Genomic DNA, 25,109 nt, shown 5'->3' with positions numbered 1-25,109 from the left:
GACGAGGCGGTAGACCACGAAGCCCGCGAACCAGACGATGGCCAGCGTCGCGGCGACCAGCAGGCCGATGAAGACACCCTCGAGCGCGCTCATGCACCCAGCCTAACGAGCGCTCGCCCGTAGGCTGCCCGCGTGACGACCCGCGCGCTCGTGATCAAGGCCACCTCGGGCACCGACCGGCCGGAGGCGGCGAACCAGGCGTTCACCGTGGCGGCTGCCGCCGCGGCCGCGGGAGCGCCCGTCTCGCTGTGGCTGACCGGCGAGTCCGCGTGGTTCGCGCTGCCCGGTCGGGCGGACGACCTCGAGCTCGCGCACGCCACGCCGCTCGCCGAGCTGCTGGCCGTCGTGCTCGAGGCGGGCACCGTCACGGTCTGCACGCAGTGCGCCGCGCGCCGCGACATCGGGCCGGACGACGTGCTGCCCGGCATCCGGATCGCGGGCGCCGCGGTGTTCGTCGAGGAAGCGCTCGCGGACGGCGCGCAGGCGCTCGTGTACTGAGCGCCCGCACGCCCCGGCGTCAGGCCGCGCGGGACCGCAGGCGCAGGCCCAGCAGGTAGAGCTCGCAGCCGAGGCACAGCCCGAACACCGCGTTGAGGAACGCCGCGACGAGCGCGAGAGCGGCCGACACCGGCACGGCGACGCCGACGCCGACCAGCGCGAGCAGCAGGCCGACGCCGGTCACGACGAGCCCGACGAGCTGGGCGAACCGCGGCGGCCGCGGGTCCTCGAGCTCGGTCGGCGGGGCGAGGCGCGGGCGGACGAGCGTGCGGAACAGCCAGCCCTGCCACGTCCCCTGGGCACCGCGTACCGCGCCCACGGCGAAGCTCGCGACGATCACGGCGAGCAGGACCGTCGCCGCGGTGCTCGTGCCGAGCAGCAGCACGACGGCGAGCAGCACGGCGGTGACGGCGGCGCCGAAGCGGGGGCCGCGCGGGTCGATGCCCGCGGGCGTCGGACGGGCAGCGACCTCGGCGGGGGTGGTCTCGGGACCGGACATGGTGGGCTCCTGGGAGGGGACGGGCGGGAGTTCGGTGGTTCCGCGCGAGCCCGGTCGAGACGCCGGACCCCCGCGCAAGCGCCGAGCTCGCGCGGGACCGGTGACGGTCGTCAGCGCGCGGCGACGCCGTCGGTACAGGAGCCCGGCACGGCGTCGAGCGCCGCGAGGGCGTGGCGACGGTCGGTCGCGCCCGACAGGCGGCCGACCACGGTGCCCTGCGCGTCGAGCACGAGGGTCGTGGGAGTGCGCAGCACCTGGAACCGCCGCACGAGGTCGAGATGCTCCTCGACGTCGAGGTCGACGTGCACCGCGTCAGGACGGTCCGCGACGAGCCCTGCGAGCACCGAGTGCGTGCGGCGGCAGGGCGCGCAGACCTCGGACGACAGCTGGACGAACGTCGCGCGGGTGCCGAGCTCCGCGCCGAGGTCGTCGGCCGTCAGCCGGTCGGTGCGGCCGTCGTCGTCCGGCGTCCCGGCGTCCCGGCGGAGCAGGCTCGCGTCCACCGCGGCGTAGCGCCCGTTGCGCGCGCGCCACCACAGCCCGAGGCCGGTGGCCGCGGCGAGGACGACGACGAGGAGCAGCACGCGCACCATGATCACCCCACCAGGACCCGCTCGACCACATAGACGACAAAACCAGTCACCATGACCGGCAATGTCACCGCGGCGAGCGGCGGGATCCGGCGCGAGAGCGACGGCAGCTTGTCGAACAGCGTGTGCAGCGCGGCGACCAGGACCCCGATCGCGAGGCCGAGCAGCGCGCCTGCCGAGACCGCGACGTCGGGCAGCAGCAGCCCCGCGAGCGCGCCGGCACCGGCCGAGGCGGCCGCGGTCACGAGCGCGCTGAACCACGGCGACAGGTGGACGGCGACGACGGCGGACCCCACCGCGAGCGCGAGCGCGCCCGCCACCACGAGGTTCTCCCCGCCCGGCTCGCGCCCGGTCGCGACCCAGCCGGCCACCGCGAGCGCCACCGCCACACCCGCCACGGTGCCCGTCACCGACTCCACGAGCCGCTCGCGGCCGTCGCGCCGCATCATCTCGTTGATGAACGCGAGCAGGATCGCGGCCGCGAGCACGAGCGGCAGCAGCCGCAGGTAGGGCTGCCCGTCGGTGAGGTGCACGGTCAGCACGGCGGCGAGACCGCCGAGCGCGACCACCACCGTCGATCCCGGCTTGAACGGCAGGCCCGCGAGCGCCGGCCAGCCGACCGCGAACACGACGGCGAGCACGCCGACGGCGAGCGTCAGCGGCAGGTTGCCCAGGAATCCGGCGACCGCGACGACCGCGGCGAGCACGGCCGTGACGACCGCGCGGGTGGCGAGCTGCATGCGAGGCCCTACCGCGCCACGAGGTCGCGCCGCAGGTCGCGGCGCACGAGGGGCACGTCGAAGGGGGTCAGCACGCGGACGATTGTCGCAGACGGGCGACGCCCCTCGGGCGTGGGCACGTCGGTCGCTGGCTGCACGGTAGCGTGTGCGCCACAGTCCGTGAGGAGGTGGTGGTGGCAGACCTGCTGCTGCTCACGCCGTCGTCCGGGGGGTCCGCCCAGGTCCTGCCGGCCCTCGGGCTGCTGTCGCACCGCGTGCGCGTGCTGCCCGTCGAGCCGTCGGCGCTCGTCGACGCCCCCGACGCCGACATCGTGGTGCTCGACGCGCGCCGCGACCTCGTGACGGCCCGGACCACGTGCCGCCTGCTCCGCGCCACCGGCCTGACCACCCCGCTCGTGCTCGTCCTCACCGAGGGCGGCCTCACCGTCGTCACCGCCGAGTGGGGCGCGGACGACATCCTGCTCGAGTCGGCCGGCCCGGCCGAGGTCGAGACGCGGTTCCGGCTCGTCATCGAGCGCTCGGCGCGCACGACGTACGACGAGGGCCCGCAGGAGATCAGCAGCGGCGACCTGACGATCGACGCCGGCGGCTACACGGCCCGCCTGCGCGGCCGCCCGCTCGACCTCACCTACAAGGAGTTCGAGCTCCTCAAGTACCTCGTGCAGCACCCGGGCCGCGTGTTCACCCGCGCGCAGCTGCTCCAGGAGGTCTGGGGCTACGACTACTACGGCGGCACGCGGACCGTCGACGTCCACGTGCGGCGCCTGCGCGCGAAGCTCGGTCCCGAGCACGAGCAGCTCATCGGCACGGTGCGCAACGTGGGCTACCGGTTCGACCCCCCGAAGGAGCGGCGCCCTCCGACGGACGGCCGCGCCGAGGTTCCCGAGACCGCCGACGCCTGACGCCGTGGCGCGGGACAGGCTGTTCGGCGCGCTCGGCGCGGAGTCGGAGCGGAACCTCGCCGACACGCTGCGGTCGGAGCGGGCCGGCGGCGTGCTGCTGCTCGTGGGCACGGTCGCGGCGCTCGTGTGGGCCAACGCGTGGCCCGCGTCCTACGCGACGGTCTCGGACGCCGAGCTCGGACCCGCGGCGCTCGGCCTGCACCTGAGCGTGCACGCGTGGGCGAGCGACGGGCTCCTCGCGATCTTCTTCTTCGTGGTCGGGCTGGAGCTCGCGCGCGAGCTGACCGTGGGGGAGCTGCGGCACGCCGCGACGGCCGTGGTGCCCGCCGTCGCGGCCGTCGGTGGCATGGTCGTGCCGGCGCTCCTCTACCTCGCGGTGAACCTCACGGCCTCCGGCGGCGAGCCGCGCGGCTGGGCCGTGCCGACGGCCACGGACATCGCGTTCGCGGTCTCGGTGCTCGCGCTCGTCGGGCGGTCGCTGCCGGACGCGCTGCGGGCGTTCCTGCTGACGCTCGCGGTGGTCGACGACCTGCTCGCGATCGTCGTGATCGGCGTCGTCTACACCGATCACGTCGGGCTCGGGTGGCTCGGGGCCGGCGCGGTGGCCGTCGCTGCGTTCGCGTTCCTCGCACGGCGCGGCGTCACAACCGGGTTCGTGCTCGTGCCGCTCGGCGTCCTCGCGTGGGCGTGCGTGCACGCGTCGGGCGTGCACGCCACCATCGCGGGGGTGGCGCTTGGCCTCGTCACGCCGGTGACCGGTCCGCACGCCGCGGCTGAACGGTGGGAGCACCGGTGGCGACCCATCTCCGCGGGGTTCGCGGTGCCGGTGTTCGCGCTGTTCGCGGCGGGCGTGACGCTGAGCGCCGCGGCGTTCACCGAGGCGTTCCACGACCCCGTCGCGCGCGGCGTGGCGCTCGGGCTCGTGGTCGGCAAGCCGCTCGGCATCCTCGTGGCGACCTGGCTCGTCGCGCGGTTCACGCGAGCGCGGCTCGCGCCGACGCTCACGTGGGCGGACGTCGGCGCGGTCGGCCTCGTCGGTGGGATCGGGTTCACCGTCTCGCTGCTGGTCGGCGAGCTCGCGTTCGGCGAGGGCAGCAGCCACGACGAGCACGTGATCGTGGCGGTGCTCGTCGGATCGGCGCTCGCGGCGCTGCTGGGCGGGACCGCGCTGCGCTGGCGCGACCACCGTCATGCGGCCGCCGCTGGACGTCGCGCGGGACCGACCCGGTAGGTTCGTGCCCCGATGAGCACCGTCGACTCCGCCGCGCTCCTCATCGACGGCCCCTGGCAGCACAAGTTCGTCCCCGCGAACGGTGCGCGCTTCCACGTCGCCGTCGCCGGGCCGGACGACCGCGAGGCGCAGCTCGTCGTGCTCCTGCACGGCGTGCCGCAGTTCTGGTGGGCGTGGCGCCACCAGCTGCCCGCCCTCGCCACCGCGGGCTACCGCGTCGCCGCGATGGACCTGCGCGGCACCGGCGGCTCGGACAAGCCGCCGCGCGGGTACGACGTGCCGACCCTCACCGCCGACGTCGCCGGCGTCGTGCGCTCGCTCGGCGCGTCCCACGCGGTCGTCGTCGGCAGCGGCACCGGCGGCGAGATCGCGTGGGCCATGGCCGGCTTCCACCCGGAGATCGTCACGGCGATCGGCGTGCTCTCGTCCCCGCACCCGCTCGACACCCGCGGCCACCCCGCCACCGCGCTACGCCCCGCGGGCGCCGGGCGGCTCGCGTACGTCCAGCTCCCGTCGCTCCCCGAGCGGGCGCTGACCGGCGGCGACCTCGTCTCGCGCCTGCTGCACGAGTGGGGCGGCACGCCGGGGTGGCCCGACGCCGCCACGGAGGAGACGTACCGCACCGCCATCCGCGTGCCGTTCGCGGCGCACTCGCAGATGGAGCAGCTCCGCTGGCTCGTGCGGTCCGTGCCGCGGCTCGACGGGCGGCGCTACCACGCGGGGCTCGAGCGGACGCGGCCCGTGCCGGCGCTCCAGATCCACGGTGCACGCGACGGCCTGCGTCCCGCGGGGCACGCGGCGCTGACGCGCGAGACCGCCGCGCTGTTCGGTGCCGGGTACCGGTTCGAGCTCCTCGCGACCGCGGGCCACTTCCTCGCCGACGAGGCGCCCGAGCGGGTCACGTCACTCCTGCTCGAGTGGCTGTCGGAGGTGGCGCCCGCCTGACGGCTCGCGTCGCCGCGGCGGACCCGGTCGACGCGACGCGGCAAGATGTGGAGCGTCTGTGCGCGTCATGCCGTTCGCCGGTGCCGTGGGGCGCCCGGGGCCTACATTCCGCGCATGACGACCGTCGGTGGCGAGCGGTCCGGCGACGTGGCCGGCCCGGGTACGGGATCCATCCCGCACGTCGGCGCCGCCTCGCGTGACGGTGCCGGGGCGCCGGAGCGTGCCGGGACGCCCGACCGTGCCGGGGCGCCGGATCGGGCCAGCGCCGCGGACGGGGCCGGGATGTCGGCTGCGCGGCCGCCGCGTCCGTCTCGTCGCCGGCGTCGGTGGCGCTGGGTGCGGCGGTTCGCGCTCGGCGCGCTCGCCGTGGCGGTGCTCGTCGCGCTGCCGGTCGCGTGGGTGCAGCTCTCGGGCCGGGCGGACGAGCGGGCGCTGGCGGACGTGCCCCACGAGCCGGTCGCGCTCGTGCTCGGCGCGGGCATCGCGGCCAACGGGCAGCCGTCGCCGTACCTGCGGCGCCGGCTCGATGCCGCGGCGGCGCTCTACCGCGACGGGCGGGTGGCGACGGTGCTCGTCAGCGGCGACCACTCGACGCCGTACCACGACGAGCCGACCGTCATGCGCACGTACCTGCTGGCGCACGGCGTGCCCGCGTCCGCGATCGTCCGCGACGACGCCGGGCTCGACACGCACGCGTCGTGCGTGCGGGCGCACGACGTCTACGGCGTGGACCGCGCGGTCGTCATCACGCAGGACTACCACCTGCCCCGCGCGCTGTTCACGTGCCGCCACGCGGGCATCGACGTGGTCGGCGTGCCGGTCTCGGCGGCGAGCGCTCGGCCGGACCAGTCGGTGCTGTGGCACCTGCGTGAGGCGCCGGCCTCGCTGCGTGCCGCTCTCGACGCGGTGGTGCCGCGCGACGCGCCGACGCTGCCCGGCGACGCGCAGACGGCCCTCGGCGGCTGACGCGGCTCACGTCCGGACGTCCACGCCGTACCGGTCGGCGAGCCGGTCGACGTGGAGCACGCGGCCGGACTGCTCGGCGACGAGCGCCGAATCCCGGGCGAGCGCGGCCACGACGCGTCCGGCGCCCTCGGCGGACTGCGACCGCGCGAGGTCGAGGTGCTCCGCGAACTGCATGACGCCCTCGGTGCGCACGAGCCCCGGGTGGAGCGCGACGGACGACACGCCGTGCGGGGCCAGCTGGCGGGCCGCGACGCGGGCGAGCTCGTCGTCCGCCGCCTTCGCCATCGTGTAGGCGACGCCATGGCTCTCCTCGGGCGCCGCGACGTCGAACGAGATGCCCACGACGAGCCCGCGGCGGGCGACGAGCAGCGGAGCGGCGAGCGCGAGCGCGACGTAGTGCGCGCGGACCCCGGCGGCGAACATGAGGTCGAACAGCTCGACGGGCTGCTCCCACACCGGCGCCGTCCACTCGGGCCACGCACCGGCGTTCAGCCGCTCGTAGCCGCCCCAGACGTTGTTCACCAGCAGGTCGAGCCCGCCGTGCTCGGTCCGCAGCCGCTCGACCACGGCACGGACCGCGGCGTCGTCGGTGTGGTCGCACGCGACCGGGACGCCCCGGCCGCCGGCCGCGTCCACGGCGGCGGCGGTCTCCTCGACGGTGCCGGGCAGGTGGCTCGTCCGGTGTCCGCCCGACGAGCGCGCCGTGACCCAGACGGTCCAACCGGCCGCGCCGAGCGCCACGGCGACGCCGCGACCGACCCCGCGGCTCGCTCCCGAGACCCACGCCACGCGCTCGTCGGGCACGGCGGCCACCTCCTCCGCGGACGCTACGACCGGGCACCCACACGCCCTGGCGGCGGTGTCGGCGGAGGCGTCTAGGGTGTGCCGCGTGACGACAGCCCTCTACCGCCGCTACCGGCCGGAGACGTTCGCCGAGGTGATCGGTCAGGACCACGTCACCGCACCGCTGCGGCAGGCGCTGCGCAGCGGCCAGGTCAACCACGCGTACCTCTTCTCGGGCCCGCGCGGGTGCGGCAAGACGACCAGCGCGCGGATCCTCGCGCGGATCCTCAACTGCGCGCGGAACACCGAGGCGTCGCCGACCGACACCCCCTGCGGCGAGTGCGAGTCGTGCGTCGAGCTCGCGCGCGGCGGCCCCGGCTCGCTCGACGTCGTCGAGATCGACGCGGCCAGCCACGGCGGCGTCGACGACGCGCGCGAGCTGCGGGAGCGTGCCACGTTCGCGCCCGCACGCGACCGGTTCAAGGTCTTCATCCTCGACGAGGCCCACATGGTGTCGAACCAGGGCTTCAACGCGCTCCTCAAGATCGTCGAGGAGCCGCCGCCGCACGTGAAGTTCATCTTCGCGACGACGGAGCCGGACAAGGTCATCGGCACCATCCGGTCGCGCACGCACCACTACCCGTTCCGGCTCGTGCCGCCCGACGTGCTCGTGCCGTACCTCGAGCAGCTCTGCGCCACCGAGGGCGTGCAGGTCGGCTCGGGCGTGCTGCCGCTCGTGGTCCGTGCGGGCGGCGGCTCGGTCCGGGACACGCTGTCGGTGCTCGACCAGCTGATCGCGGGCGCGGGCGACGACGGGATCCACTACGAGGGCGCCGCGGCGCTGCTCGGCTACACGCAGGCGTCGCTGCTCGACGACCTCGTCGAGGCCGTCGCGGCGCGCGACGGTGCGGCGGCGTTCCGGGTCGTCGAGCGCGTCATCTCCACGGGTCACGAGCCGCGGCGGTTCGTCGAGGACCTGCTCGAGCGGCTGCGCGACCTGATCGTCATCTCGGCGTCGGGCGACGCCGCCGACGCGGTGCTCCGGCACGTGCCCGCCGACCAGCTCGAGCGGATGCGCCAGCAGGCGCGGCACCTGGGGGCGTCGGAGCTCTCGCGCTCCGCCGACCTCGCGAACGCCGCGCTGACGGAGATGACGGGCGCCACGTCCCCGCGGCTGCACCTCGAGCTGCTCATGGCGCGGCTGCTGCTGCCTGCGGCCGACGACTCGCGCTCGGGTCTCGGTGCGCGGCTCGACCGGCTCGAGCGCGGGGTGCCCGCCGGCGCGGGTGCTGCGACGGCCGAGGCCGACGAGGCGCTCCGCGGAGGGTCGTCTGCGGCGTCCGAGCCGTCGGGCGCGAGCGCCGCGCAGGCGCGCGCTGCGCTCGCTGCGGCCGCGGCCGAGCGAGCGTCGGCACCGCTGCCCGTGCCCGTCGTCCCTGCCGGCACGGACGCCGACGCTGAGCGTGGCGCCGACGCGGACGTCGCTGGCGATGCCGACACGGACGCCGGCGCCGACACGGATGGCACCGACACGGACGGCGGCGCCGGCACGGATGGCGCCGACACGGATGGCATCGACGGGGACGCCGACGCCGAGATCGGGTCCGCGATCGACGGCGATGCAGCGCCGGGTTCCGGCTTCGTGGCCGGGTCCGCAGTGGTCGAGCCGGCCGCGGTCGCGCCGGCAGTGGCCGCCGGCGCCGCACCGGCCGGTGCACCCGTCGACGACGTCGAGCCCGACGTGCCGGTGACGGCTCCCGTCGCCGTGCCCGCCGCGGGTGGGCAGACCGAGGTGCTGCGCCGGCGCTGGCCCGAGGTGCTCGAGACGGTCAAGGGCCTGCGCCGTGTCACGTGGGCGCTCGTCGGCCCCGACAACGCGCAGGTCGCCGAGCTCGACGCGACCACACTGCGCCTCGCGTTCGGCAACGCGAACCTTGCGGCGACGTTCCGCAACGGCGGTCACAGCGACGTCGTCTCGCGCGCCGTGCGCGAGACGCTCGGGTTCGACGTCCGCGTCGAGCCCGTGGTCGGCGACGCCCCGGTGGCGGCGCCGCGCCCGTCGGGCGGCGAGGCAGCGGGTCGTCCGGGGACGGAAACCCCCGGTGCGGCCGCGCCACGACCGGCGTCGACGGCGTCCTCCGGCCGCGCGCCCGGCGGTCGACCGGCCGCGAGCGCGGCCGCCGAGGACGACGTGCCGTGGGACGAGCCCGAGCCGCCCGACCCTGGCGCGGACGCGTCGGAGCCGACGTTCCCCGGCGGCGAGCCCGTCGGCGACCCGGCCGAGCCGCCTCGTGCGCCGAGCGCGCGCGAGCGTGCCGTGGCCGCGGCTCGCGCCTCGGCGGCGGCCGAGAAGGCGACGGCCCGGTACGAGGACGACGAACCGTCGCCCGACGATCCGGACATCACGTCGTCCGGCCTCGTCGGCGCCCCGCTGATCGCGCAGATGCTCGGCGGGACCGTCATCGACGAGCAGCTGGACGAGCCCCGGCCCTAGCGCGCCGCGCGGCCGAGCACGCGGCCCGCGCACGTAGGCTGAACCCGTGTACGAGGGCGCGGTCCAGGACCTGATCGACGAGCTCGGGCGGCTGCCCGGCGTCGGTCCGAAGAGCGCCCAGCGCATCGCTTTCCACCTGCTCGCGGCCGACCCGGCCGACGTGCGGCGCCTCGCGGACGCGCTCATCGAGGTCAAGGCCCGCGTGAGGTTCTGCGAGATCTGCGGCAACGTCGCGCAGGAGGAGCAGTGCCGGATCTGCCGCGACCCGCGCCGCTCGCCCACGACCATCTGCGTCGTCGAGGAGCCGAAGGACGTCGTCGCGATCGAGCGCACGCGCGAGTTCCGCGGCAAGTACCACGTGCTCGGCGGGGCCATCAACCCGATCGCGGGCGTCGGGCCCGACGACCTGCGGATCGCGCAGCTCATGAGCCGGCTCGCGGACGGCACGGTCACCGAGGTCATCCTCGCCACCGACCCGAACGTCGAGGGTGAGGCGACCGCCACCTACCTCGCGCGGCTGCTCGTCCCGATGGGCCTGACGGTGAGCCGGCTCGCGAGCGGGCTCCCCGTCGGCGGCGACCTCGAGTACGCCGACGAGGTCACGCTCGGCCGCGCGTTCGAGGGCCGCCGGCGGATCAGCGCCTGAGGGCGGTGGCCGGCTCCGCTGCCCGTGCGCACGGGCACACACCGGCGACCGCCGACCGGGCCCGTCGCCGCTCGACACGCCGGGCGCGACGCGCCGCCGGGATGACGCGGCCCGCCGCGTCCAGCAGTCTGGGGACCAACGAATCACGCGCCGGCTGCCCGGCCCGACCGACGAGGAGGCGACCATGGCTGACGCCGTCGACGTCGACCTGCTGGAGCTCGCCCGTGCGGTGTCCGACGAGGCCCGCGCGTTCCTGACCACGGTCACCGAGGTGGCAGCGGGCACGAACCCGGAGGCGGCGCTGCCGCTGGCGCTGCTCGCCGTCTCGGACGTGCTCGCCGCGGGAGCCCGCCTCGGTGCGACGACGGACGTCGTCCCGGCCGAGCGGTTCGAGCCCGACGCGGGTCCCGACCCGGACGTCGACCCGCTGCGCGCGAACCTCGCCAACGTCTTCGACGGCGTCGACGAGTACTCCGAGGTGGTCGATCCGATGCTCGGCGTCGAGGTCGAGCAGTCGACGATCTCGGGTGACCTCGTCGCGATCGCCGGTGCGCTCGCGCAGGGCCTGCGGCACTACGCCGCGGGGCGCACGACCGAGGCGCTGTGGTGGTGGCAGTTCTCCTACCTGTCCGACTGGGGCGAGCGCGCGGCGAGCGTCCTGCGCACGCTGCAGACGATGCTCGCCCACCTGCGGCTGGACGTCGCCGACGACGTGGCCGCCGAGGCGGAGTACGACGCGCTGCAGCCCTGACGGGACGTCCGGCCGGGCCGCCCCGCGCCCGGCCCGCGCGCAGCTCGCGAGTCCGGCCCGCGGCCGCTCACGCCACCCGGGTGCCCCGCGCGAGCTTCCCCTGCGGCAGCGACAGCCGCCGCACCGCGACCACGAACCCGGCGGCCCCGAGCAGCAGGTTGACGCCCAGGCCCCACGGCCAGATCGGCGCGTCCGCGGTCGGCTCGACCCGGCCGCCGTCGACGCCCCAGCACTCGTCGATCGTGGCGGACGCCCCGGTGCGCGCCAGGCGGACGCCCTCGCGCAGCACGCCGAGCGGGTCGTTGCGGGCCTCGGCCTGGTCCAGCGAGCTCGACGTCCCGGCGCCGTCCGCCATCACGACGAACGGGTTCAGCGCGAGCAGCCACCACGTGCGCTCGGTGTGCGCGACGGAGCGCTGCTGCGTCGTCAGCTCGCACGTCGTCGGGTTGCCGGTCACGTCGTCGGTGCGCTGGACGCGGACCTGGACCGACTCGGTCTGCTCGACGGACGGGTAGGTGACGCCGAACAGCAGGGGAGTGCCGAGCACGAGCGCCGCCACCGTGACGAACGTCAGCACGGTCGAGCCGGCGGGCCGCGCGACCAGCGCGGAGAACCCGAGGCCCATGCCGCAGACCGCCGCGAGCAGCACCGCGACGAGCACCACCACCCGGAGCACGGACCACCACGGCGTCGGTCCGACGGCCGCGGCGAACCCCAGGAACGGCACGCTCGCCAGCAGGAACGCGCAGGACGCGGTCCAGGCGGCGAGCACCTTGCCGAGCGCGATCTCGGCGGGGGTCAGGAGCGTGACCTGCAGCGTCGCGAGGGTGCCGGCCGCGCGGTCGCCGTTGATCGACGTCGAGGCCAGCGTCGGCGTCACGAGCAGGCCGAGGCCCAGCACCAGGAACGTCACGGCAGCGAAGAGCAGCGCACCACGCTGGCGGTCGGCGCCGTCGTCCACCGCCGAGAGCGCGCCCGAGATGAGCAGCGTCAGGCCGCCCACCACGACGAACCACGCGACGAGCGCGACCACCCAGCGCGTCGACCGCACGCGCTGGCGCAGCTCGAGCGCCGCGACCGTCCGAACGCCGTGCCACGTGACGTGCCAGTGACCCGGGTGGGCCGGGGGGACCGCCACCGGGTGCTCGTCGAGCTCGACCGTCGTCATCGCCGCTCCTCCTCGAGCGTCAGGTAGGCGCGTTCGAGCGCGCCCGCCGCCGGCGCCGCCGACACGAGCGGCACGCCTCCCGCGACCGCGTCGCGGATGAGCGCGGCAGCGCCCTCGTCGCCGTTCACCTCGACCAGCACGCCGCCCGGTCCGGTGGTTGGCGCGGTCCAGGGCTCGTCGGGTCGCCAGGCGGCGCCGGCCGCGTCGAGCCACGCCGTCAGCGCGGGCAGCGACAGTGCGCGGACGTGGAACGTGCGGCGTCCGTCGCCGGGGCTCGTGACGCCGTGCGAGGTGTCCGGCACGACGGTCCGACCGCGCGACAGGAACACGGCGTCGTCGGACATCTCCTCGAGCTCGGTGAGGACGTGGCTCGACACGAGCACGGTGCGGCCCTCGTCGGCGAGGCGGCGCAGGAGCTGGCGCAGGTCGACGCGCGAGCGCGGGTCGAGACCGGAGGCGGGCTCGTCGAGCAGCAGCACCTGCGGGTCGTGGACGAGCGCGCGCGCGAGGCCCAGGCGCTGCTTCTGGCCGCGCGACAGGACGCTCGCGGGCCGGTCGGCGTACTCGGTGAGGTGCACGGTGGCGAGCAGCTCGTCGATGCGGCGTCGCGACGGCGCCCGGTCCAGGCGGTACGCGTCGGCGAACGTGGTCAGCACCTCGCGCGCGGTCAGCGAGTCCCACGTGCCGAACGCGTCGGGCATCCAGCCGGTGCGCGCCCGCGCGGCCGGGCCGGCCGTCACCGGGTCGTGGCCGGCGACGCTGACCTCGCCGCCGTCGGGCGTCAGCAGCCCCGCGAGGACGAGCAGCAGCGTCGTCTTGCCCGAGCCGTTCGGGCCGACGAGCGCCGTCACCGCGCCCGGCCTCGCCTCGAGGTCCACGCCCGCGAGAGCCTGCACCGCGCCGAACGCGCGCGTCACGCCCCGCACCACGATGCCGTCGTCGGTCGTCGTCCCGCTGCCGGCGGCCTCCGCGGCCGCGTCCTGCGTCGTCATGCCCGCGACGGTAGGCGCTCGACGCAGGCGGTGTCGTCAGCCCGGGGGATGAGTGCCGGGTGTCGCGTGCGGTCCTCGCGGCGGAGAGCCCATCGGCTCGCGCGTGCGAGGGCGCTCGCCGCGGGCGCGCCCGGCGGCACGGCGACCGCAGCGCGCCCGTCTCGGCGGCCGCGCGTCAGCAGCCGACCCGCTGCGCGCTCACCGCGACGTCGTCGAACCAGAGGGTGTCGGCACCCTCGCCGTACGACTCCCAGCCGAGCCGGAGGTCGGTGAGTCGCGGCGTCCACGTGCGGTTGTCCCACTGGCTGTCGACGTCGGCGGTCGGCGTCCGGTCCGCGACGAGCCCGCGGACGACCGATCCGTCGAGCCACGTGGTCAGGGCGCCCGCCGACCCGTCGACCTCGGCCTCGACGCAGTGCCACGTCCCCGTCGGCAGAGGGGTGCTCTGCGCGACGCCGACGGGGCTCTGGGCGGGCAGCGTCGCGTCGTCGGACTCGCGGTTCCACTGGAGCGCGCCGTTCTGGCCGCCCATGCGCAGGTCGCGGTCGCCGTCGGCGGCGTCGTTCATCGCGAGGAACGTCGTGTGCGACGTCGGCTGCGCGGTCGAGTGCCGGACCCAGAACCGCACGAACACCGGCGACACGCTGCTCACCGGCGCCTGCGCCTGGACGAACAGGTGGTTGCAGTACCCGGCGGCACCGTCGACGCGCAGCGACCGCGAGCCGCCGTGCGCGACGGAGGAGTCGATGCTCGCGCGGCCCGCGCCCGAGCAGTCGGGCGTCACGACGGTCCACGGGCCGCTCGGGGTCGTGCCGGTCTGTGACTCGAGGCCGTCGCAGAAGGCCGCGCCGCCGCAGCCGGTCGCGGGCGGGGTGGTGGGGGTGGATGTCGGGGTGGACGTCGGGGTCGGCGTCGGGGTGGGTGTGACGGTCGGGGTCGGCGTGGCCGTGACCGTGGGGGTCTGGCTCGGCGACGTCGGCGTGCCCGAGCCGCCGCCGCAGGCCACGCCGTTCAGCGTGAACGCCGCGGGCGCGGGGTTCGACCCCGACCACGTGCCCTGGAACCCGAAGCTGACGCTCCCGCCTGCGGGGATGTCGGCGTTCCAGGCGGCGCTCGTCGCGGTGGCCGTCGGCCCGGACTCGGTGACGGTCGAGCTCCACGACTGCGTCGCGTGCTGCCCGGCGGGCCACGTCCAGGCGAGCGTCCAGCCGTGCACCGTGCTCGCCGACGTGACCGCCACGTCGGCGGTGAAGCCGCCCGGCCACGAGCTCGTCCGCCAGCTCACCTGGCACGCGGGCGACGCCGCGCTCGCCGCCGCCTCGCCCGCGAGCCCGGCGACTCCTGTGCCGAGCGCGACCGCCGCGACGGTGAGCGCGACGCCGGGCAGCCGCGGCAGCCGCGGCCGCCGCGTCCGCGGGCGAACGGCGAGGCGCGTCCGTCCGGGCAGGGCGTGGTCGGTGCGGGGCATGGGTCCTCCCGGGGTCGCGCGGCGCGACGGCGCGCGCAGTCGGTGCTCTCAGCACCCCACGGCACCAGCCGGCCGACGCGGCGCGGAACCCGCCCAAACGGTTCGGCGGCGCGCTCGCCCGATCACCCGATCGCGATGACCGCCGACACCCGGTGGTGGTCCGACGGCGCGTGCCGCTCGTTCGTCCGGCGTACCTCGAGGCTCACGACCCGCGTGCCGCTCGACGTCAGCACATGGTCGAGGTGGTGGCCGCGCGCCTTCGTCGCGTGGAACCCGTGGTACGAGTTCCACCGCGTGCCCACGAGCCGGTCCGCGGTGAGCTCGCCGTCCGCGAGGCCGGCCTGCGCGAAGACGCCGACGGGCGTCGCCGGGGCGCTGCCGAGGTAGCTGTTGAGGTCGCCGACCAGCACGACGGGCAGGTGGTGCGGGTTGTGGCGGCGGATCACCGCGGCGACCCGGCGGGCCTGCCGCAGCCGCTCGGCCGCCGCCGCGCGCGAGCCCGCGCCCTCCAGGTGCGCCGTCAGGTGCGTGTCCGCGACGAGCACCGAGCGGTGCGTCGCCTTGTCGCGCAGCACGGCCCACGTCACGTACCGCGGCTGGTCGCGCCGCGTGTCCGAGACGCGGGTCGAGCCGCAGGCCGTCAGCTGGAAGCGCGACGCGCGGTACAGGATCGGCGTGCTGCCGGCCGCGCAGTCGCGGTGGCTCGACGGGTGCCGCGCGATCGTCAGACGGGCATGGCGCGCGACGACCTGCTGGGGAGACCCTCCGTGGAAGGTCCGCGGCGCCTCCTGGACGCCCGCCACGTCGAAGCCGCGCAACGCCCTGCCCTCGGCCGCGAACCGCGTCCGCCAGCTCTCGCCGCCGTGCGCCCGGTACTGCGGGCCGAGCAGGTTGTACGACGCGACCTTGATCGTCAGCCGCGGACGGCCCGTGACGGCACCCTGGACGCGCGCGGTGGCCACCGAGCCCGACGTCCGCGGCACGCGGCCGAACCGGCTGGCGGTGACGCGCACCCAGACGATGCCCCGGAGCGACCGGGCGACGCCGGCCGGGGTGCGCATCGACGCGGCGGCGGTCGGCTTCGACGTCCAGACGGCCCGGCCGTGCTGCGAGCTCGCCAGCGACACGGTGTAGCCCGTCGCGTTCGCGACCTGGGGCCAGCGGACGTCGAACGTGCCGTCGGACCGCGGCTGCGCGACCGGCGCCCGGACGGCGGCCACGTGCTTGACGGGCAGCGTGACGCTCGCGGTGGTCGGCGCGCTCTCGTGGCTGCCGCGGAGCGGGAGCACGCTGACGTAGTACCGGGCGCCGTCGCGCGGCGCGGCGACGCGCGTCGACGTCTCCCACACCACGTCGTCCAGGAACGGCTGCGACAGGTCCGGGTGCGCCGAGGCCACGACGCGGTACGAGCTCGCGTCGGTGGGCCTGGCCCACGAGAGCGAGAACCCGCCCGTGCCGACCTGGCCGACGTGCACCGCGTCGAGGTAGCCCGGCAGCCGCCAGCCGGTCCGGAGCTCGCGCACCGGGGTCGGGTCGCCGACGCGCTTCCCGTTCGACGGCGTCACCTGGAGGAAGTACTCGGTGCCCTCCGTCAGCCCGCGGTCGACGTACGCGTGCGGACGCGCGGCGGCGCTGCGCTCGCTCCAGACGACGTGCCGCATCAGCGGGTCGGTCGCGACGGCGATGCGGGTGCTCGCCGCGCCCTCGGGTCGCGCCCAGTCGACGTGGAACGACCGCCAGCCGACCGAGCTGACCGCGACGGGACCGACGGGCTCGATGCGCGGCTCCTGCGCGAAGGCCTGGGAGGCGGTGAACGAGGCCACGGCGAGGCCGATGACGACGAGGGGGGTGACGGGCGCGAGGCGCCGGAGGCGGTGGCGGTGACGGTGGCGCATCGAGGTTCCGGTGTCGGGGGCGTGGTGCCGCCCCGGGGTGGGTCCGGACTGTCATCGGCACGCGAGGCCCCGGAGTTCAGGCCACCCGCCTGTGGATCGTGCGGCGACACGCCGTCGGCCCGCGGTCGTGCTCGCATCGTGATCGGGTTGGCGGGCGGGCAGCCGACGCGCCTACCATCGCCGCGACCAATCCCACCCGGCGGGCCGTTGAGACAGACGGAGGCCGGCGACAGATGGAGCAAGACGTGGCACTCGTCGTGCAGAAATACGGCGGCTCGTCCGTGGCGGACGCCGACAGCATCAAGCGCGTGGCCAAGCGGATCGCCGCGGCCAAGCGCGCCGGGGACGACATCGTGGTCGTCGTCTCGGCGATGGGGGACACCACGGACGACCTCATCGACCTCGCCCAGCAGGTGAGCCCCCTGCCGCCGCAGCGCGAGATGGACATCCTCCTCACGGCCGGCGAGCGCATCTCGATGTCGCTGCTCGCGATGGCGGTGAACAACCTCGGCGTCAAGGCCAAGTCGTTCACGGGCCAGCAGGCGGGCGTCATCACCGACGCGGTGCACGGCAAGGCCCGCATCGTCGACGTGGTGCCGAGCCGCGTCCGCGAGACGATCGAGCGCGGCCAGGTCGCGATCGTCGCGGGCTTTCAGGGCGTCACGCAGGACACGAACGACGTGACGACGCTCGGCCGCGGCGGCTCGGACACGACGGCCGTCGCGCTCGCGGCGGGCCTCGGCGCCGACGTCTGCGAGATCTACACCGACGTCGACGGCGTGTTCACGGCCGACCCGCGGGTCGCGCCCAGCGCGCGCAAGGTCGACCGCATCAGCTACGACGAGATGCTCGAGATGGCGGCGAGCGGGGCCAAGGTGCTCGTGCTGCGCTGCGTGGAGTACGGGCGGCGCTTCAACGTGCCGATCCACGTGCGCTCGTCGTTCTCCAACCACACCGGCACCCTCGTCACGGACGAGAAGGGCATCGACGAGAAGGGCGACGTCATGGAACAGCCGATCATCGCGGGCGTCGCGCACGACCGCTCGGAGGCCAAGATCACGATCGTCGGCGTCCCGGACGTGCCTGGCAAGGCCGCGCGCATCTTCGAGGTCGTGGCCGGCGCGGGTGTCAACATCGACATGATCGTGCAGAACGTGTCGGCGGCGGCGACGGGCCTGACGGACATCTCGTTCACGCTCCCGGCGTCCGACGGCACCGCCGCGATGGCCACGCTGACCGAGCGTCAGCCGGAGATCGGCTACGCGTCGCTGCAGTACGACGACACGATCGGCAAGCTCTCGCTCATCGGTGCGGGCATGAAGTCGCACCCCGGCGTCTCGGCGCAGCTGTTCGCGGCGCTCGCGAACGCGGGGATCAACATCGAGATGATCTCGACGTCGGAGATCCGCATCTCCGTCGTCACGCGCGCGGACGACCTGGACGACGCCGTGCGCGCGGTGCACACCGCGTTCGACCTCGACTCCGAGCAGGACGAGGCCGTGGTCTACGGAGGGACCGGACGATGAGCGGGCTGAACGTTGCAGTGGTCGGTGCGACCGGCCAGGTGGGCGGCGTCATGCGCCGGCTGCTCGAGGAGCGCGACTTCCCGGTCGCCTCGATCCGGTACTTCGCGAGCGCGCGCTCGGCGGGCTCGACGCTGCCGTGGCGCGGCGAGGACGTCGTGGTCGAGGACGTCGCGACGGCGGACCTGAGCGGCATCGACCTCGCGCTGTTCTCGGCGGGCGGCGGCACCTCGAAGGAGCATGCGCCGCGGTTCGCCGCCGCCGGCGCGATCGTCGTCGACAACTCGTCCGCGTGGCGTCGCGACCCGCAGGTGCCGCTCGTCGTCTCCGAGGTGAACCCGGACGCGCTCGACGAGATCCCGGTCGGCATCGTCGCGAACCCGAACTGCACGACGATGGCCGCGATGCCGGTCCTCAAGGTGCTGCACGAGGAGGCGGGCCTGCGCCGGCTCGTCGTCTCGACGTACCAGGCGGTGTCGGGCTCGGGCCTCGCGGGTGCCCGCGAGCTCGACGGCCAGATCCGCGCCGCGGTCGAGCAGGACACGCTCGCGCTGGTCCAGGACGGGAGCGCGGTCCGGTTCCCCGAGCCCGTCAAGTACGTCGCGCCGATCGCGTTCGACGTCATCCCGCTCGCGGGCTCGATCGTCGACGACGGCCTGCTCGAGACCGACGAGGAGCAGAAGCTGCGGCACGAGTCGCGCAAGATCCTCTCGATCCCGGACCTGCTGGTCAGCGGCACGTGCGTGCGCGTCCCGGTGTTCACGGGCCACTCGCTGTCGATCAACGCGGAGTTCGAGCGGCCGATCACGCCGCAGCGCGCGTACGAGCTGCTCGCGGACGCACCGGGCGTGCAGGTCGCCGACGTCCCGACGCCGCTCGGCGCCGCGGGCCAGGACCCGTCGTTCGTCGGCCGGATCCGGCAGGACGAGGGCGCGCCCGAGGGCCGCGGCCTGGCGTTGTTCGTCAGCAACGACAACCTGCGCAAGGGTGCCGCGCTGAACGCGGTGCAGATCGCGGAGCTGCTCGCGGCGAAGCGTCTCGTCACGGCCTGACGCCGCAGGGGCGCGGCTACGGCACCCGCCGCGCCCCGCGGCTGTGCCAACCGGCCGCGCCCCGCGGCTGTGCCCACCGGCCGCGCCCCCGTGGCTACGCCACCGCCGCGCCCCCGCGCCCGCGGGCACCGCCACCGCGCAGCGAGCGCCACGCGCCCCACGTCAGCAGGCCGAGCGCCGCGCAGGTGACGAGCGCGGCGCTCGCCGGCCCCGGGCGCGCCGCACTGGTGAACACGCCCCCCGTGGCGGTCGGCACGAGGCCGTCGAAGCTCGCGAACACCAGATGGTCCGGCACGTGCGTCCACCAGCCCCGCGGCGCCGCCGTGGTGGCAGCCCGGACCGCCGGCTCGACGAGGAAGGCGCCCGCGACCACCGCGACCACGGCGGCGGTCTGGGAGCGCAGCGCGAGCGCCAGCATCAGCGCGCCCAGGCCCCAGGCGAGCACGCGCGCCACCTGGCCGAGCACGAGGTCGGCCCGGACGCCGCCGAGCGGGAGGCCGGTCGCCGCGAGCAGGGCGCAGGCTGCCAGGACGCCGGCCACCGCGAGGGCCGCCGCCGCGAGCGTGACGAGCGCCGCCTTGCCGGCGAGCAGCCGCCCGCGTCGTGGCGTCACGAGCAGCGAGAGCTCGAGGAGCCGGTGGCGGTGGTCCATCCCCCCGAGCACGGCACCGAGGATCGCCGCGGCGAGCGGCAGGAACGGCGGCCCGGAGACGACGAGCCGCGCGACGTCGACCGGGGTGTACCCGCCGGCGGGCGCCGGTCCGTACGCGACGAAAGCCGCGACGGCGCCCGTCACGAGCGTGTGCACGCCGAGCCCGAGGCCCACGAGCAGCCACGTCGAGCGCAGCCCCGCGGCGCGCACGAGCTCGAACCGCAGCCCGCTCACCGGGCGCCCGCGATCGTCAGGTACGCGCTCTCGAGGGAGCCCTCGTCGGTGCCGAGCGCCAGGAGGAGGCCCGGTGCCGTCTTCGCCACTGTCGCCACGTCGGCGACCGCGAGGCCGCGGACGCGCAGCTCGTCGCCGTCGCGCGTGACGTCGGCGCCGCGGGCGACGAGGGCGTCACGGAGGGCGCCTGGTTCCGTGGAGCGCGCGACGACGACCGATGGGGCGACGGAGCGCACGATCTCGGCGCAGGTCCCCGAGGCGACGAGGCGACCGTGCGCGATGACCTCGACGCGGTCCGCGACGTGCTCGACCTCGGAGAGCAGGTGGGACGACATGAGCACCGTGCCGCCGCTGTCGGCGAACCCGCGCAGGAACCGCCCGAGCCACCGGACGCCGTGCGGGTCGAGCCCGTTCGTCGGCTCGTCGAGCACGAGGACGCTCGGCGACCCGACGAGCGCGGTCGCCACCGCGAGGCGCTGCCGCATGCCGAGGGAGAGCGCCCGGGCGCGCACTCCTCCGGCGTGAGGCAGGTCGACGAGCGCGAGCAGCTCGTCGACGCGCCTCGCGGGCGCGCGCAGCGCGGCGGCGACCGCCCGCAGGTGCCGGCGCGCGCGGAGGCCGGGGTGGATGCCACTCGCGTCGAGGACGGCTCCCACCACGGTGGCGGGCTCGTCGAGCGCGACGTACGGGCGGCCGTCGAACAGCGCCGTTCCCTGCCCCGGATCGATCCCGAGGATGCGGCGCAGCAGCGTGGACTTGCCGGACCCGTTCGGTCCGAGCAGCCCGGTGACGGTGCCCGACGGGACCGTGAAGCTCACGTCGTCGACGGCGAGCGCGTCGCCGTAGCGACGTGAGACCGAGCGGACGTCGATGGTCGTCATGCGGGGAGCTCCTCGGGGTCGAGCGAGAGCCGGCGCGCGGCAGCGCTGCCGGTCGGGGCGGTGTGGCTGACGAGCAGGACGAGCGCGTCGCGCGCCCACGTGGCGATCTCCTCCGTGAGCGCGGCACGCGAGTCAGCGTCGAGGCCGTCGAACGGCTCGTCGAGCAGCAGCAGGTCGGCGGCGCCCACGGTGCACAGCGCGATCCAGGCCTTGCGCGCGGTGCCGGTCGAGAGCGTGCCGGCGCGGGAGTCCAGCCACGGGCCCAGGCCGAGCCGCTCCGCGCGGGCGAGCGCGTCGTCGCGTGGTACCGCGCGGGCGAGCGAGCCGAACGCGAGGTGGTCGCGGACCGTCATCTGGGGGAACAGCGCCACGCGGCTGCGGCACACGCGGCGACGGTCGCGCGCGGTCGGCAGGTGCGCGGGGACGCCGAAGACGTCGACCGTGCCCACGCGGGGTCGCAGGTAGCCGCTCGCGAGCTCCACGAAGGTCGACTTGCCGCGTCCGTTCGGGCCGACGAGCCACACCAGGCCGGTGCCGGTCAGCTCGAGGTCGAGCCCCTCGAGCACGGCCGGCCCTTCCCCGTAGCCGGCGGTCACGCCGCGGAGGCGGAGTGCGACATCGTGGTCACGGCGCGCGTCGCGCATGCGGCACCTCCTCCCAGGAGGACGGCGACGACCGTCGCGGCGGCTGCGGTCCGGACGGCGGCAGGCCCGGCGGCGAGCACGCCGAGCACGGGGACCGCGAGCATCACGCCGAGCGTCGCCCCGGAGACGGAGGGGGTGACGGAGCCGTCGGGCGCGCGCCGCGGCGGGACCACGACGTCGGCCAGCACGAGGGCACCCGCGACCCCGAGCGAGACGAGCACCGGCGAGGCGTCCAGGGGCGGCGCGACGAGGCCGGCGACGAGCGCGACGCCGGCACCGACCGCCGCGACGTCGACGGCGACCAGCGCGACCGTGCTGGCGCCGAGCCACCAGCGCGGCACGCCGAGCTCCCACGTCATGCGGCGCTGGCCGGCGAGCGCGTTCGGGCCGGCCGCCGACAGCACGACCTCGACGAGCGCGAGCGAGACCACGAACGTCAGCGAGAAGGCGGCGGTGTGCAGCGACAGCCCCGGCACCCGCCGCACGAGGGGCGCGAGCCCGAGCGCGGCGACCAGGGCGAGCACGAGGCCGACGTGGATGCGCGTGCGGACCCGGCCCGGTCGACCGGCGAGCATCGCCGACGCGGTCGCGGCCACGGACCACGTCTCCGGTCGGCGCGCGCCGCTGCGGCGCCGGGGCCGTCGCGGCCCCGCACCCTCGTCGCGCAGCGGGAAGCCGTCGAGAGCCAGCACCCACAGCCGGTGGCCCACCGTCGCGAGGCTCGCCACGACCGCGACCGACGTCGCGAGCCGGAGCACGAGCGACGTCGTCGCCGCCGACGCCGTCGGGGCCGTCGCCAGCGCCGTGCCGTCGACGACGCCGGCAGCCCGGCGCCCGGCCAGCGCGACGGCGCCGACCGCGAGGAGCACCACCACGACGGCCGTGCGCGACGTGCGCGCGCTCGTGGCGAGCACGGCGGCGACGGCGACCTCGAGGCACGCGCCGGCCGCGAGGACGCCGAGCAGGAGCGCCGGCGGATCGACCTCGGTGCGCAGCTCGGGCGTGAACTCCTGCAGGAACGGCACGGCGACCACGAGGACCACGAGCCACCGGCGCACGATCGGCCAGGCCACCCAGAGCACGAACACCGTGACGGCGTTGAGGTCGACCGCGCGGTACACGTCGACGTGCGCGGGGTGGGCGACGAGGTCCCGCCGCCGGGTGAGCGTCTCCCGGCAGACCCCGAGCCCGACCAGGTAGCCGACCCCGGCGACGGCGAGCGGCACGAGGTGGCCCTGCGGCACCGGGTCGACCACGGACCGCGCGAGGTCCGCCGCGAACGTCGCCGCGCCGGCGAGGCAGACGAGCCCGACCACCATGCCGAGACGCGCCGAGCGGCGGAACCACGAGGTCGTGACGTCCCAGCCGAGCGCGTCCACCTGCAGGAACGCGCGCAGCGTCGCGCCCGCGCGCCACTGCGCGACAACCAGGTGCACGGCTCAGTCGATCGACGACGTGCGCGCGGACTCGGCGGCCTCGGCACGCACGAGCGTCGCCACGACCGCGATCGCGAAGAACAGCACGAGCGGGACGACCGCCACGCCCCCGGCCACGGTGGCGCGGACGGCACCCCACAGCCCCGCCGTCGCGACGAGGCCGAGCACGGCGGTGACGACGGCGCCCAGCGAGACGGCACGCCGACGCTGGCCGACCAGCACGACGGCCGCCGCGACCCCCACGGCGCAGAGGGCGAGCGGCACCGCGACCGGCACGTCGAGGTGGTCGGCGACGAGCACCAGCACCGCGACGAGCACGAGCACGCCGCCCGCGACCGCCGCGGCGGGTGCGAGGGCCTTCCGGTAGAGGGACGAGAGCACGACTTGCCTCCGATCGGGCCTAGATGAGGGTGGCCAGCAGGCCGAAGACGGTGGCCGCCGCGAACAGCACCGCGATGCGGCCGGCACCGACGTCACGCCAGTGCCGGCGGTAGAGCAACGGCGCCCCCGCCGCGAGCACGAGCACCGCGACGTAATACCACGGGCTCGTGCGCAGCGTCACCCGGGAAAGAACGACGCACGCCGCCTGGAATGGCAGCGTCACCGCGACAGAAATGACGAAGAACAATCCGACGCGAATGCGCGGGCGGCCGATGCTCGGCGTGAAGACATGGCGTTCCAGCGCTCGCGCGAGCGATTGATAGAGAAGGAGCAGCGCGAGGCTGGTCGCGACCGCCAGGCCGAGACCGATGTTCACGGCGAGGCGCCGCAGGTGCGGGTCGTCGAGGCCGTCGAGAACGCCGGGGTGGTCGGCGAGGAGGTCGTCCACGTAGCCCCGCAGGACGGGTGTGCGCGCCGCGAGCAGCACGCCGGTCAGCGCGAAGGCGACCCGCCACATCAGAGGTGCGGTCGGCCGCGGGCGGTCGGCGCCGGGGTCGCGCGCCGGCGGTGCGCCGTCGGTCTCGCGGACGCGCGCGCCGGCGAGCGTGGACGTGTCGGTCATGGTGTCCGTCCGTGGATGACGAGGGCCTCGACTGCCGCGGCGACCACGAGCAGCGCGATCGACAGCAGCAGCAGGCCGAGGCTGGGTGGGAGTGCGGCGGCGTACGCGTCTCGGCGGCGCACGGGCTCGGGACGAGCGGCGACCGCCGCCGCCGGGAGCAGGCCCCCGACCGCGGCCACCACGAGGCCGGCCAGCTCGATCGGTGCGTAGGACGCGATCGACCCGAACGCGCTCGCCGTGCCGACCGCGGTGGCGGCCGTCGCGAACGTCGCGCCCACGTACCCTCCGAGCAGCAGCAACGCGACGACGGTCGAGCTGGCCGCGGTGGCGACGCCGGAGAACAGCAGGAGAGCGGCCGGGACGTTGCGCGCCAGGATCTCGCCGAACGTCGCGCTCGACGTGATCGCGGCAGCCGTGCCGCCGTGGCTGCCGCGCAGGCTCACGTAGCCGAGCGCGGCGCCGGCGAGGGCGACCACCGGCGCCGCGACGAGCGCTCGGCCGAGGCCGCGTCGCCACGTCGCGGCACCGGCGACGACCGTGTCGGTCATAGGGATCGGCTCGGACGTCAGGCGACGGCCGCGGCCTTGCCCCACTGGGTGATGGCCCAGCGCGCGGTGGCGACGACGACGCCGGCGATGCCACCGGAGATCGCGGCCATGACGACGGCCAGGACCCAGCCGCCCACGCTGACCGCTGCGACGATCTGGCTCGCGAACGCCGTCGACAGGCCGAACAGGCCCGCGATGTACATCACGCTCAGGCTGGCGGCGACCAGCCCGAGGCCACCGGCGGCGAGCGCCAGGGTCTGGACACCGCGACGTGAGACATTGCTCATGTGACACCTCTTTCCGTGTGCGTTGAACTTTCTTGTCGATATTCGTGCACCGCGGAACTCGGGTGAACAAGAGCTGCCGTGCCCCCGCGGCGGGCCGATGCTTGCGCAATCCGAACCGCGCCGCCAAGCGGACGTCCACGGAATGACATGGACCCGCGTTCAAATGCCTGGCGCACTAATCCTCGCGGGAATCGGTGTCGAGGGGCGCGCCGGTGGTGAACCGTTTCGGTGCCTGGACGCCCCCTGTGCGCCTGGCGAGGGTGGCACGGCCGCCGGCACGG

The 25,109-nt window shown here is 75.7% G+C and carries 26 protein-coding genes; 10 read left to right on the top strand and 16 right to left on the bottom strand.

From position 1 onward, the window contains the following. Positions 1 to 132: 132 nt before the first annotated feature. Positions 133 to 498: a DsrE family protein gene (locus tag QRT04_RS07110; RefSeq protein ID WP_289454490.1), complete on the top strand. Its 366-nt coding sequence runs from the start codon at positions 133 to 135 to the stop codon at positions 496 to 498. A gap of 19 nt (positions 499 to 517) precedes the next feature. Here the strand turns inward: QRT04_RS07110 and QRT04_RS07105 are convergent, their stop codons facing one another. The 3 genes from QRT04_RS07105 to QRT04_RS07095 form a co-directional block, all read right to left on the bottom strand. After that, positions 518 to 997, bottom strand: coding sequence for a DUF4395 domain-containing protein (locus QRT04_RS07105; protein ID WP_289454488.1), 480 nt, complete (start codon positions 995 to 997; stop codon positions 518 to 520). 110 nt (positions 998 to 1,107) lie between these two features. Further along, a complete protein-coding gene (locus QRT04_RS07100) occupies positions 1,108 to 1,590 on the bottom strand; it encodes a TlpA family protein disulfide reductase (RefSeq protein ID WP_289455734.1) in 483 nt (160 codons plus the stop codon). A gap of 2 nt (positions 1,591 to 1,592) precedes the next feature. Continuing rightward, the gene (locus tag QRT04_RS07095; protein ID WP_289454486.1) at positions 1,593 to 2,327 is read right to left on the bottom strand and encodes a hypothetical protein; all 735 of its coding nucleotides are present in this window, start codon (positions 2,325 to 2,327) and stop codon (positions 1,593 to 1,595) included. A 173-nt stretch (positions 2,328 to 2,500) separates the two neighbouring features. Here QRT04_RS07095 and QRT04_RS07090 point away from each other — a divergent pair, with 173 nt between their 5' ends. From QRT04_RS07090 to QRT04_RS07075, 4 genes are all read left to right on the top strand, one after another. Further along, positions 2,501 to 3,229, top strand: a complete 729-nt coding sequence (locus QRT04_RS07090; RefSeq protein WP_289454484.1) for a winged helix-turn-helix transcriptional regulator — start codon at positions 2,501 to 2,503, stop codon at positions 3,227 to 3,229. A gap of 4 nt (positions 3,230 to 3,233) precedes the next feature. Further along, positions 3,234 to 4,460: a Na+/H+ antiporter NhaA gene (gene nhaA, locus QRT04_RS07085; protein ID WP_289454482.1), complete on the top strand. Its 1,227-nt coding sequence runs from the start codon at positions 3,234 to 3,236 to the stop codon at positions 4,458 to 4,460. A gap of 12 nt (positions 4,461 to 4,472) precedes the next feature. Next, entirely contained in the window at positions 4,473 to 5,405 is a 933-nt protein-coding gene (locus QRT04_RS07080; RefSeq protein WP_289454480.1) for an alpha/beta fold hydrolase, read from the top strand. A 114-nt stretch (positions 5,406 to 5,519) separates the two neighbouring features. Further along, positions 5,520 to 6,371 carry a SanA/YdcF family protein gene (locus tag QRT04_RS07075; protein WP_289454478.1) on the top strand — a complete coding sequence of 284 codons (852 nt, stop codon included), beginning with the start codon at positions 5,520 to 5,522 and terminating at the stop codon, positions 6,369 to 6,371. Between the two features lie 6 nt (positions 6,372 to 6,377). Here QRT04_RS07075 and QRT04_RS07070 read toward each other — a convergent pair whose 3' ends face one another. Next, positions 6,378 to 7,175 carry an SDR family NAD(P)-dependent oxidoreductase gene (locus QRT04_RS07070; RefSeq protein ID WP_289454476.1) on the bottom strand — a complete coding sequence of 266 codons (798 nt, stop codon included), beginning with the start codon at positions 7,173 to 7,175 and terminating at the stop codon, positions 6,378 to 6,380. Between the two features lie 85 nt (positions 7,176 to 7,260). Here QRT04_RS07070 and QRT04_RS07065 point away from each other — a divergent pair, with 85 nt between their 5' ends. The 3 genes from QRT04_RS07065 to QRT04_RS07055 all read left to right on the top strand — a co-directional run bounded on the left by QRT04_RS07065 (position 7,261) and on the right by QRT04_RS07055 (position 11,045). After that, the gene (locus QRT04_RS07065; RefSeq protein WP_289454474.1) at positions 7,261 to 9,648 is read left to right on the top strand and encodes a DNA polymerase III subunit gamma and tau; all 2,388 of its coding nucleotides are present in this window, start codon (positions 7,261 to 7,263) and stop codon (positions 9,646 to 9,648) included. 46 nt (positions 9,649 to 9,694) lie between these two features. Further along, positions 9,695 to 10,294: a recombination mediator RecR gene (gene recR / locus QRT04_RS07060; RefSeq protein WP_289454470.1), complete on the top strand. Its 600-nt coding sequence runs from the start codon at positions 9,695 to 9,697 to the stop codon at positions 10,292 to 10,294. Between the two features lie 184 nt (positions 10,295 to 10,478). Then, positions 10,479 to 11,045 carry a DUF5063 domain-containing protein gene (locus tag QRT04_RS07055; RefSeq protein ID WP_289454468.1) on the top strand — a complete coding sequence of 189 codons (567 nt, stop codon included), beginning with the start codon at positions 10,479 to 10,481 and terminating at the stop codon, positions 11,043 to 11,045. Positions 11,046 to 11,112: 67 nt separating this feature from the next. Here the strand turns inward: QRT04_RS07055 and QRT04_RS07050 are convergent, their stop codons facing one another. The 4 genes from QRT04_RS07050 to QRT04_RS07035 form a co-directional block, all read right to left on the bottom strand. Then, positions 11,113 to 12,213, bottom strand: coding sequence for an ABC transporter permease (locus QRT04_RS07050; RefSeq protein ID WP_289454466.1), 1,101 nt, complete (start codon positions 12,211 to 12,213; stop codon positions 11,113 to 11,115). Continuing rightward, the gene (locus tag QRT04_RS07045; RefSeq protein WP_289454464.1) at positions 12,210 to 13,205 is read right to left on the bottom strand and encodes an ABC transporter ATP-binding protein; all 996 of its coding nucleotides are present in this window, start codon (positions 13,203 to 13,205) and stop codon (positions 12,210 to 12,212) included. The genes QRT04_RS07050 and QRT04_RS07045 overlap by 4 nt, the downstream gene beginning before the upstream one ends. Before the next feature lie 175 nt (positions 13,206 to 13,380). Further along, the gene (locus QRT04_RS07040; protein WP_289454463.1) at positions 13,381 to 14,673 is read right to left on the bottom strand and encodes a cellulose-binding domain-containing protein; all 1,293 of its coding nucleotides are present in this window, start codon (positions 14,671 to 14,673) and stop codon (positions 13,381 to 13,383) included. A gap of 122 nt (positions 14,674 to 14,795) precedes the next feature. Further along, positions 14,796 to 16,568, bottom strand: coding sequence for an endonuclease/exonuclease/phosphatase family protein (locus QRT04_RS07035; RefSeq protein WP_289454461.1), 1,773 nt, complete (start codon positions 16,566 to 16,568; stop codon positions 14,796 to 14,798). Positions 16,569 to 16,813: 245 nt separating this feature from the next. Between QRT04_RS07035 and QRT04_RS07030 the strand changes: the two genes are divergently transcribed. Together QRT04_RS07030 and QRT04_RS07025 are read left to right on the top strand one after the other, a co-directional pair. Further along, positions 16,814 to 18,094, top strand: a complete 1,281-nt coding sequence (locus QRT04_RS07030) for an aspartate kinase (RefSeq protein WP_289454458.1) — start codon at positions 16,814 to 16,816, stop codon at positions 18,092 to 18,094. Further along, positions 18,091 to 19,143 carry an aspartate-semialdehyde dehydrogenase gene (locus QRT04_RS07025; RefSeq protein WP_289454456.1) on the top strand — a complete coding sequence of 351 codons (1,053 nt, stop codon included), beginning with the start codon at positions 18,091 to 18,093 and terminating at the stop codon, positions 19,141 to 19,143. Before QRT04_RS07030 ends, QRT04_RS07025 begins: the two co-directional genes overlap by 4 nt. Positions 19,144 to 19,237: 94 nt before the next feature. Here the strand turns inward: QRT04_RS07025 and QRT04_RS07020 are convergent, their stop codons facing one another. The 8 genes from QRT04_RS07020 to QRT04_RS06985 all read right to left on the bottom strand — a co-directional run bounded on the left by QRT04_RS07020 (position 19,238) and on the right by QRT04_RS06985 (position 24,828). Continuing rightward, entirely contained in the window at positions 19,238 to 20,029 is a 792-nt protein-coding gene (locus QRT04_RS07020) for a hypothetical protein (RefSeq protein WP_289454455.1), read from the bottom strand. Beyond that, positions 20,026 to 20,910: an ABC transporter ATP-binding protein gene (locus QRT04_RS07015; RefSeq protein ID WP_289454453.1), complete on the bottom strand. Its 885-nt coding sequence runs from the start codon at positions 20,908 to 20,910 to the stop codon at positions 20,026 to 20,028. The genes QRT04_RS07020 and QRT04_RS07015 overlap by 4 nt, the downstream gene beginning before the upstream one ends. Continuing rightward, positions 20,907 to 21,506 (bottom strand): ABC transporter ATP-binding protein, encoded by a 600-nt coding sequence (locus QRT04_RS07010; RefSeq protein WP_289454450.1) that lies wholly within the window; start codon positions 21,504 to 21,506, stop codon positions 20,907 to 20,909. Before QRT04_RS07010 ends, QRT04_RS07015 begins: the two co-directional genes overlap by 4 nt. Beyond that, positions 21,503 to 22,990 (bottom strand): hypothetical protein, encoded by a 1,488-nt coding sequence (locus QRT04_RS07005; protein ID WP_289454448.1) that lies wholly within the window; start codon positions 22,988 to 22,990, stop codon positions 21,503 to 21,505. The genes QRT04_RS07010 and QRT04_RS07005 overlap by 4 nt, the downstream gene beginning before the upstream one ends. Before the next feature lie 3 nt (positions 22,991 to 22,993). After that, positions 22,994 to 23,371: a hypothetical protein gene (locus tag QRT04_RS07000; RefSeq protein ID WP_289454447.1), complete on the bottom strand. Its 378-nt coding sequence runs from the start codon at positions 23,369 to 23,371 to the stop codon at positions 22,994 to 22,996. A gap of 19 nt (positions 23,372 to 23,390) precedes the next feature. Further along, positions 23,391 to 23,888 (bottom strand): hypothetical protein, encoded by a 498-nt coding sequence (locus QRT04_RS06995; protein ID WP_289454445.1) that lies wholly within the window; start codon positions 23,886 to 23,888, stop codon positions 23,391 to 23,393. Positions 23,889 to 23,989: 101 nt separating this feature from the next. Next, positions 23,990 to 24,541 (bottom strand): stage II sporulation protein M, encoded by a 552-nt coding sequence (locus QRT04_RS06990; protein WP_289454444.1) that lies wholly within the window; start codon positions 24,539 to 24,541, stop codon positions 23,990 to 23,992. Positions 24,542 to 24,558: 17 nt separating this feature from the next. After that, positions 24,559 to 24,828 carry a hypothetical protein gene (locus QRT04_RS06985; RefSeq protein WP_289454443.1) on the bottom strand — a complete coding sequence of 90 codons (270 nt, stop codon included), beginning with the start codon at positions 24,826 to 24,828 and terminating at the stop codon, positions 24,559 to 24,561. Positions 24,829 to 25,109 lie beyond the last annotated feature (281 nt).

This window comes from Cellulomonas alba (genome assembly GCF_030362835.1).
GTDB classification, from domain to species: domain Bacteria; phylum Actinomycetota; class Actinomycetes; order Actinomycetales; family Cellulomonadaceae; genus Cellulomonas; species Cellulomonas alba.
Note: the sequence above shows the minus strand (reverse complement) of the source record. Positions and strands in the feature narration are given on the sequence as shown.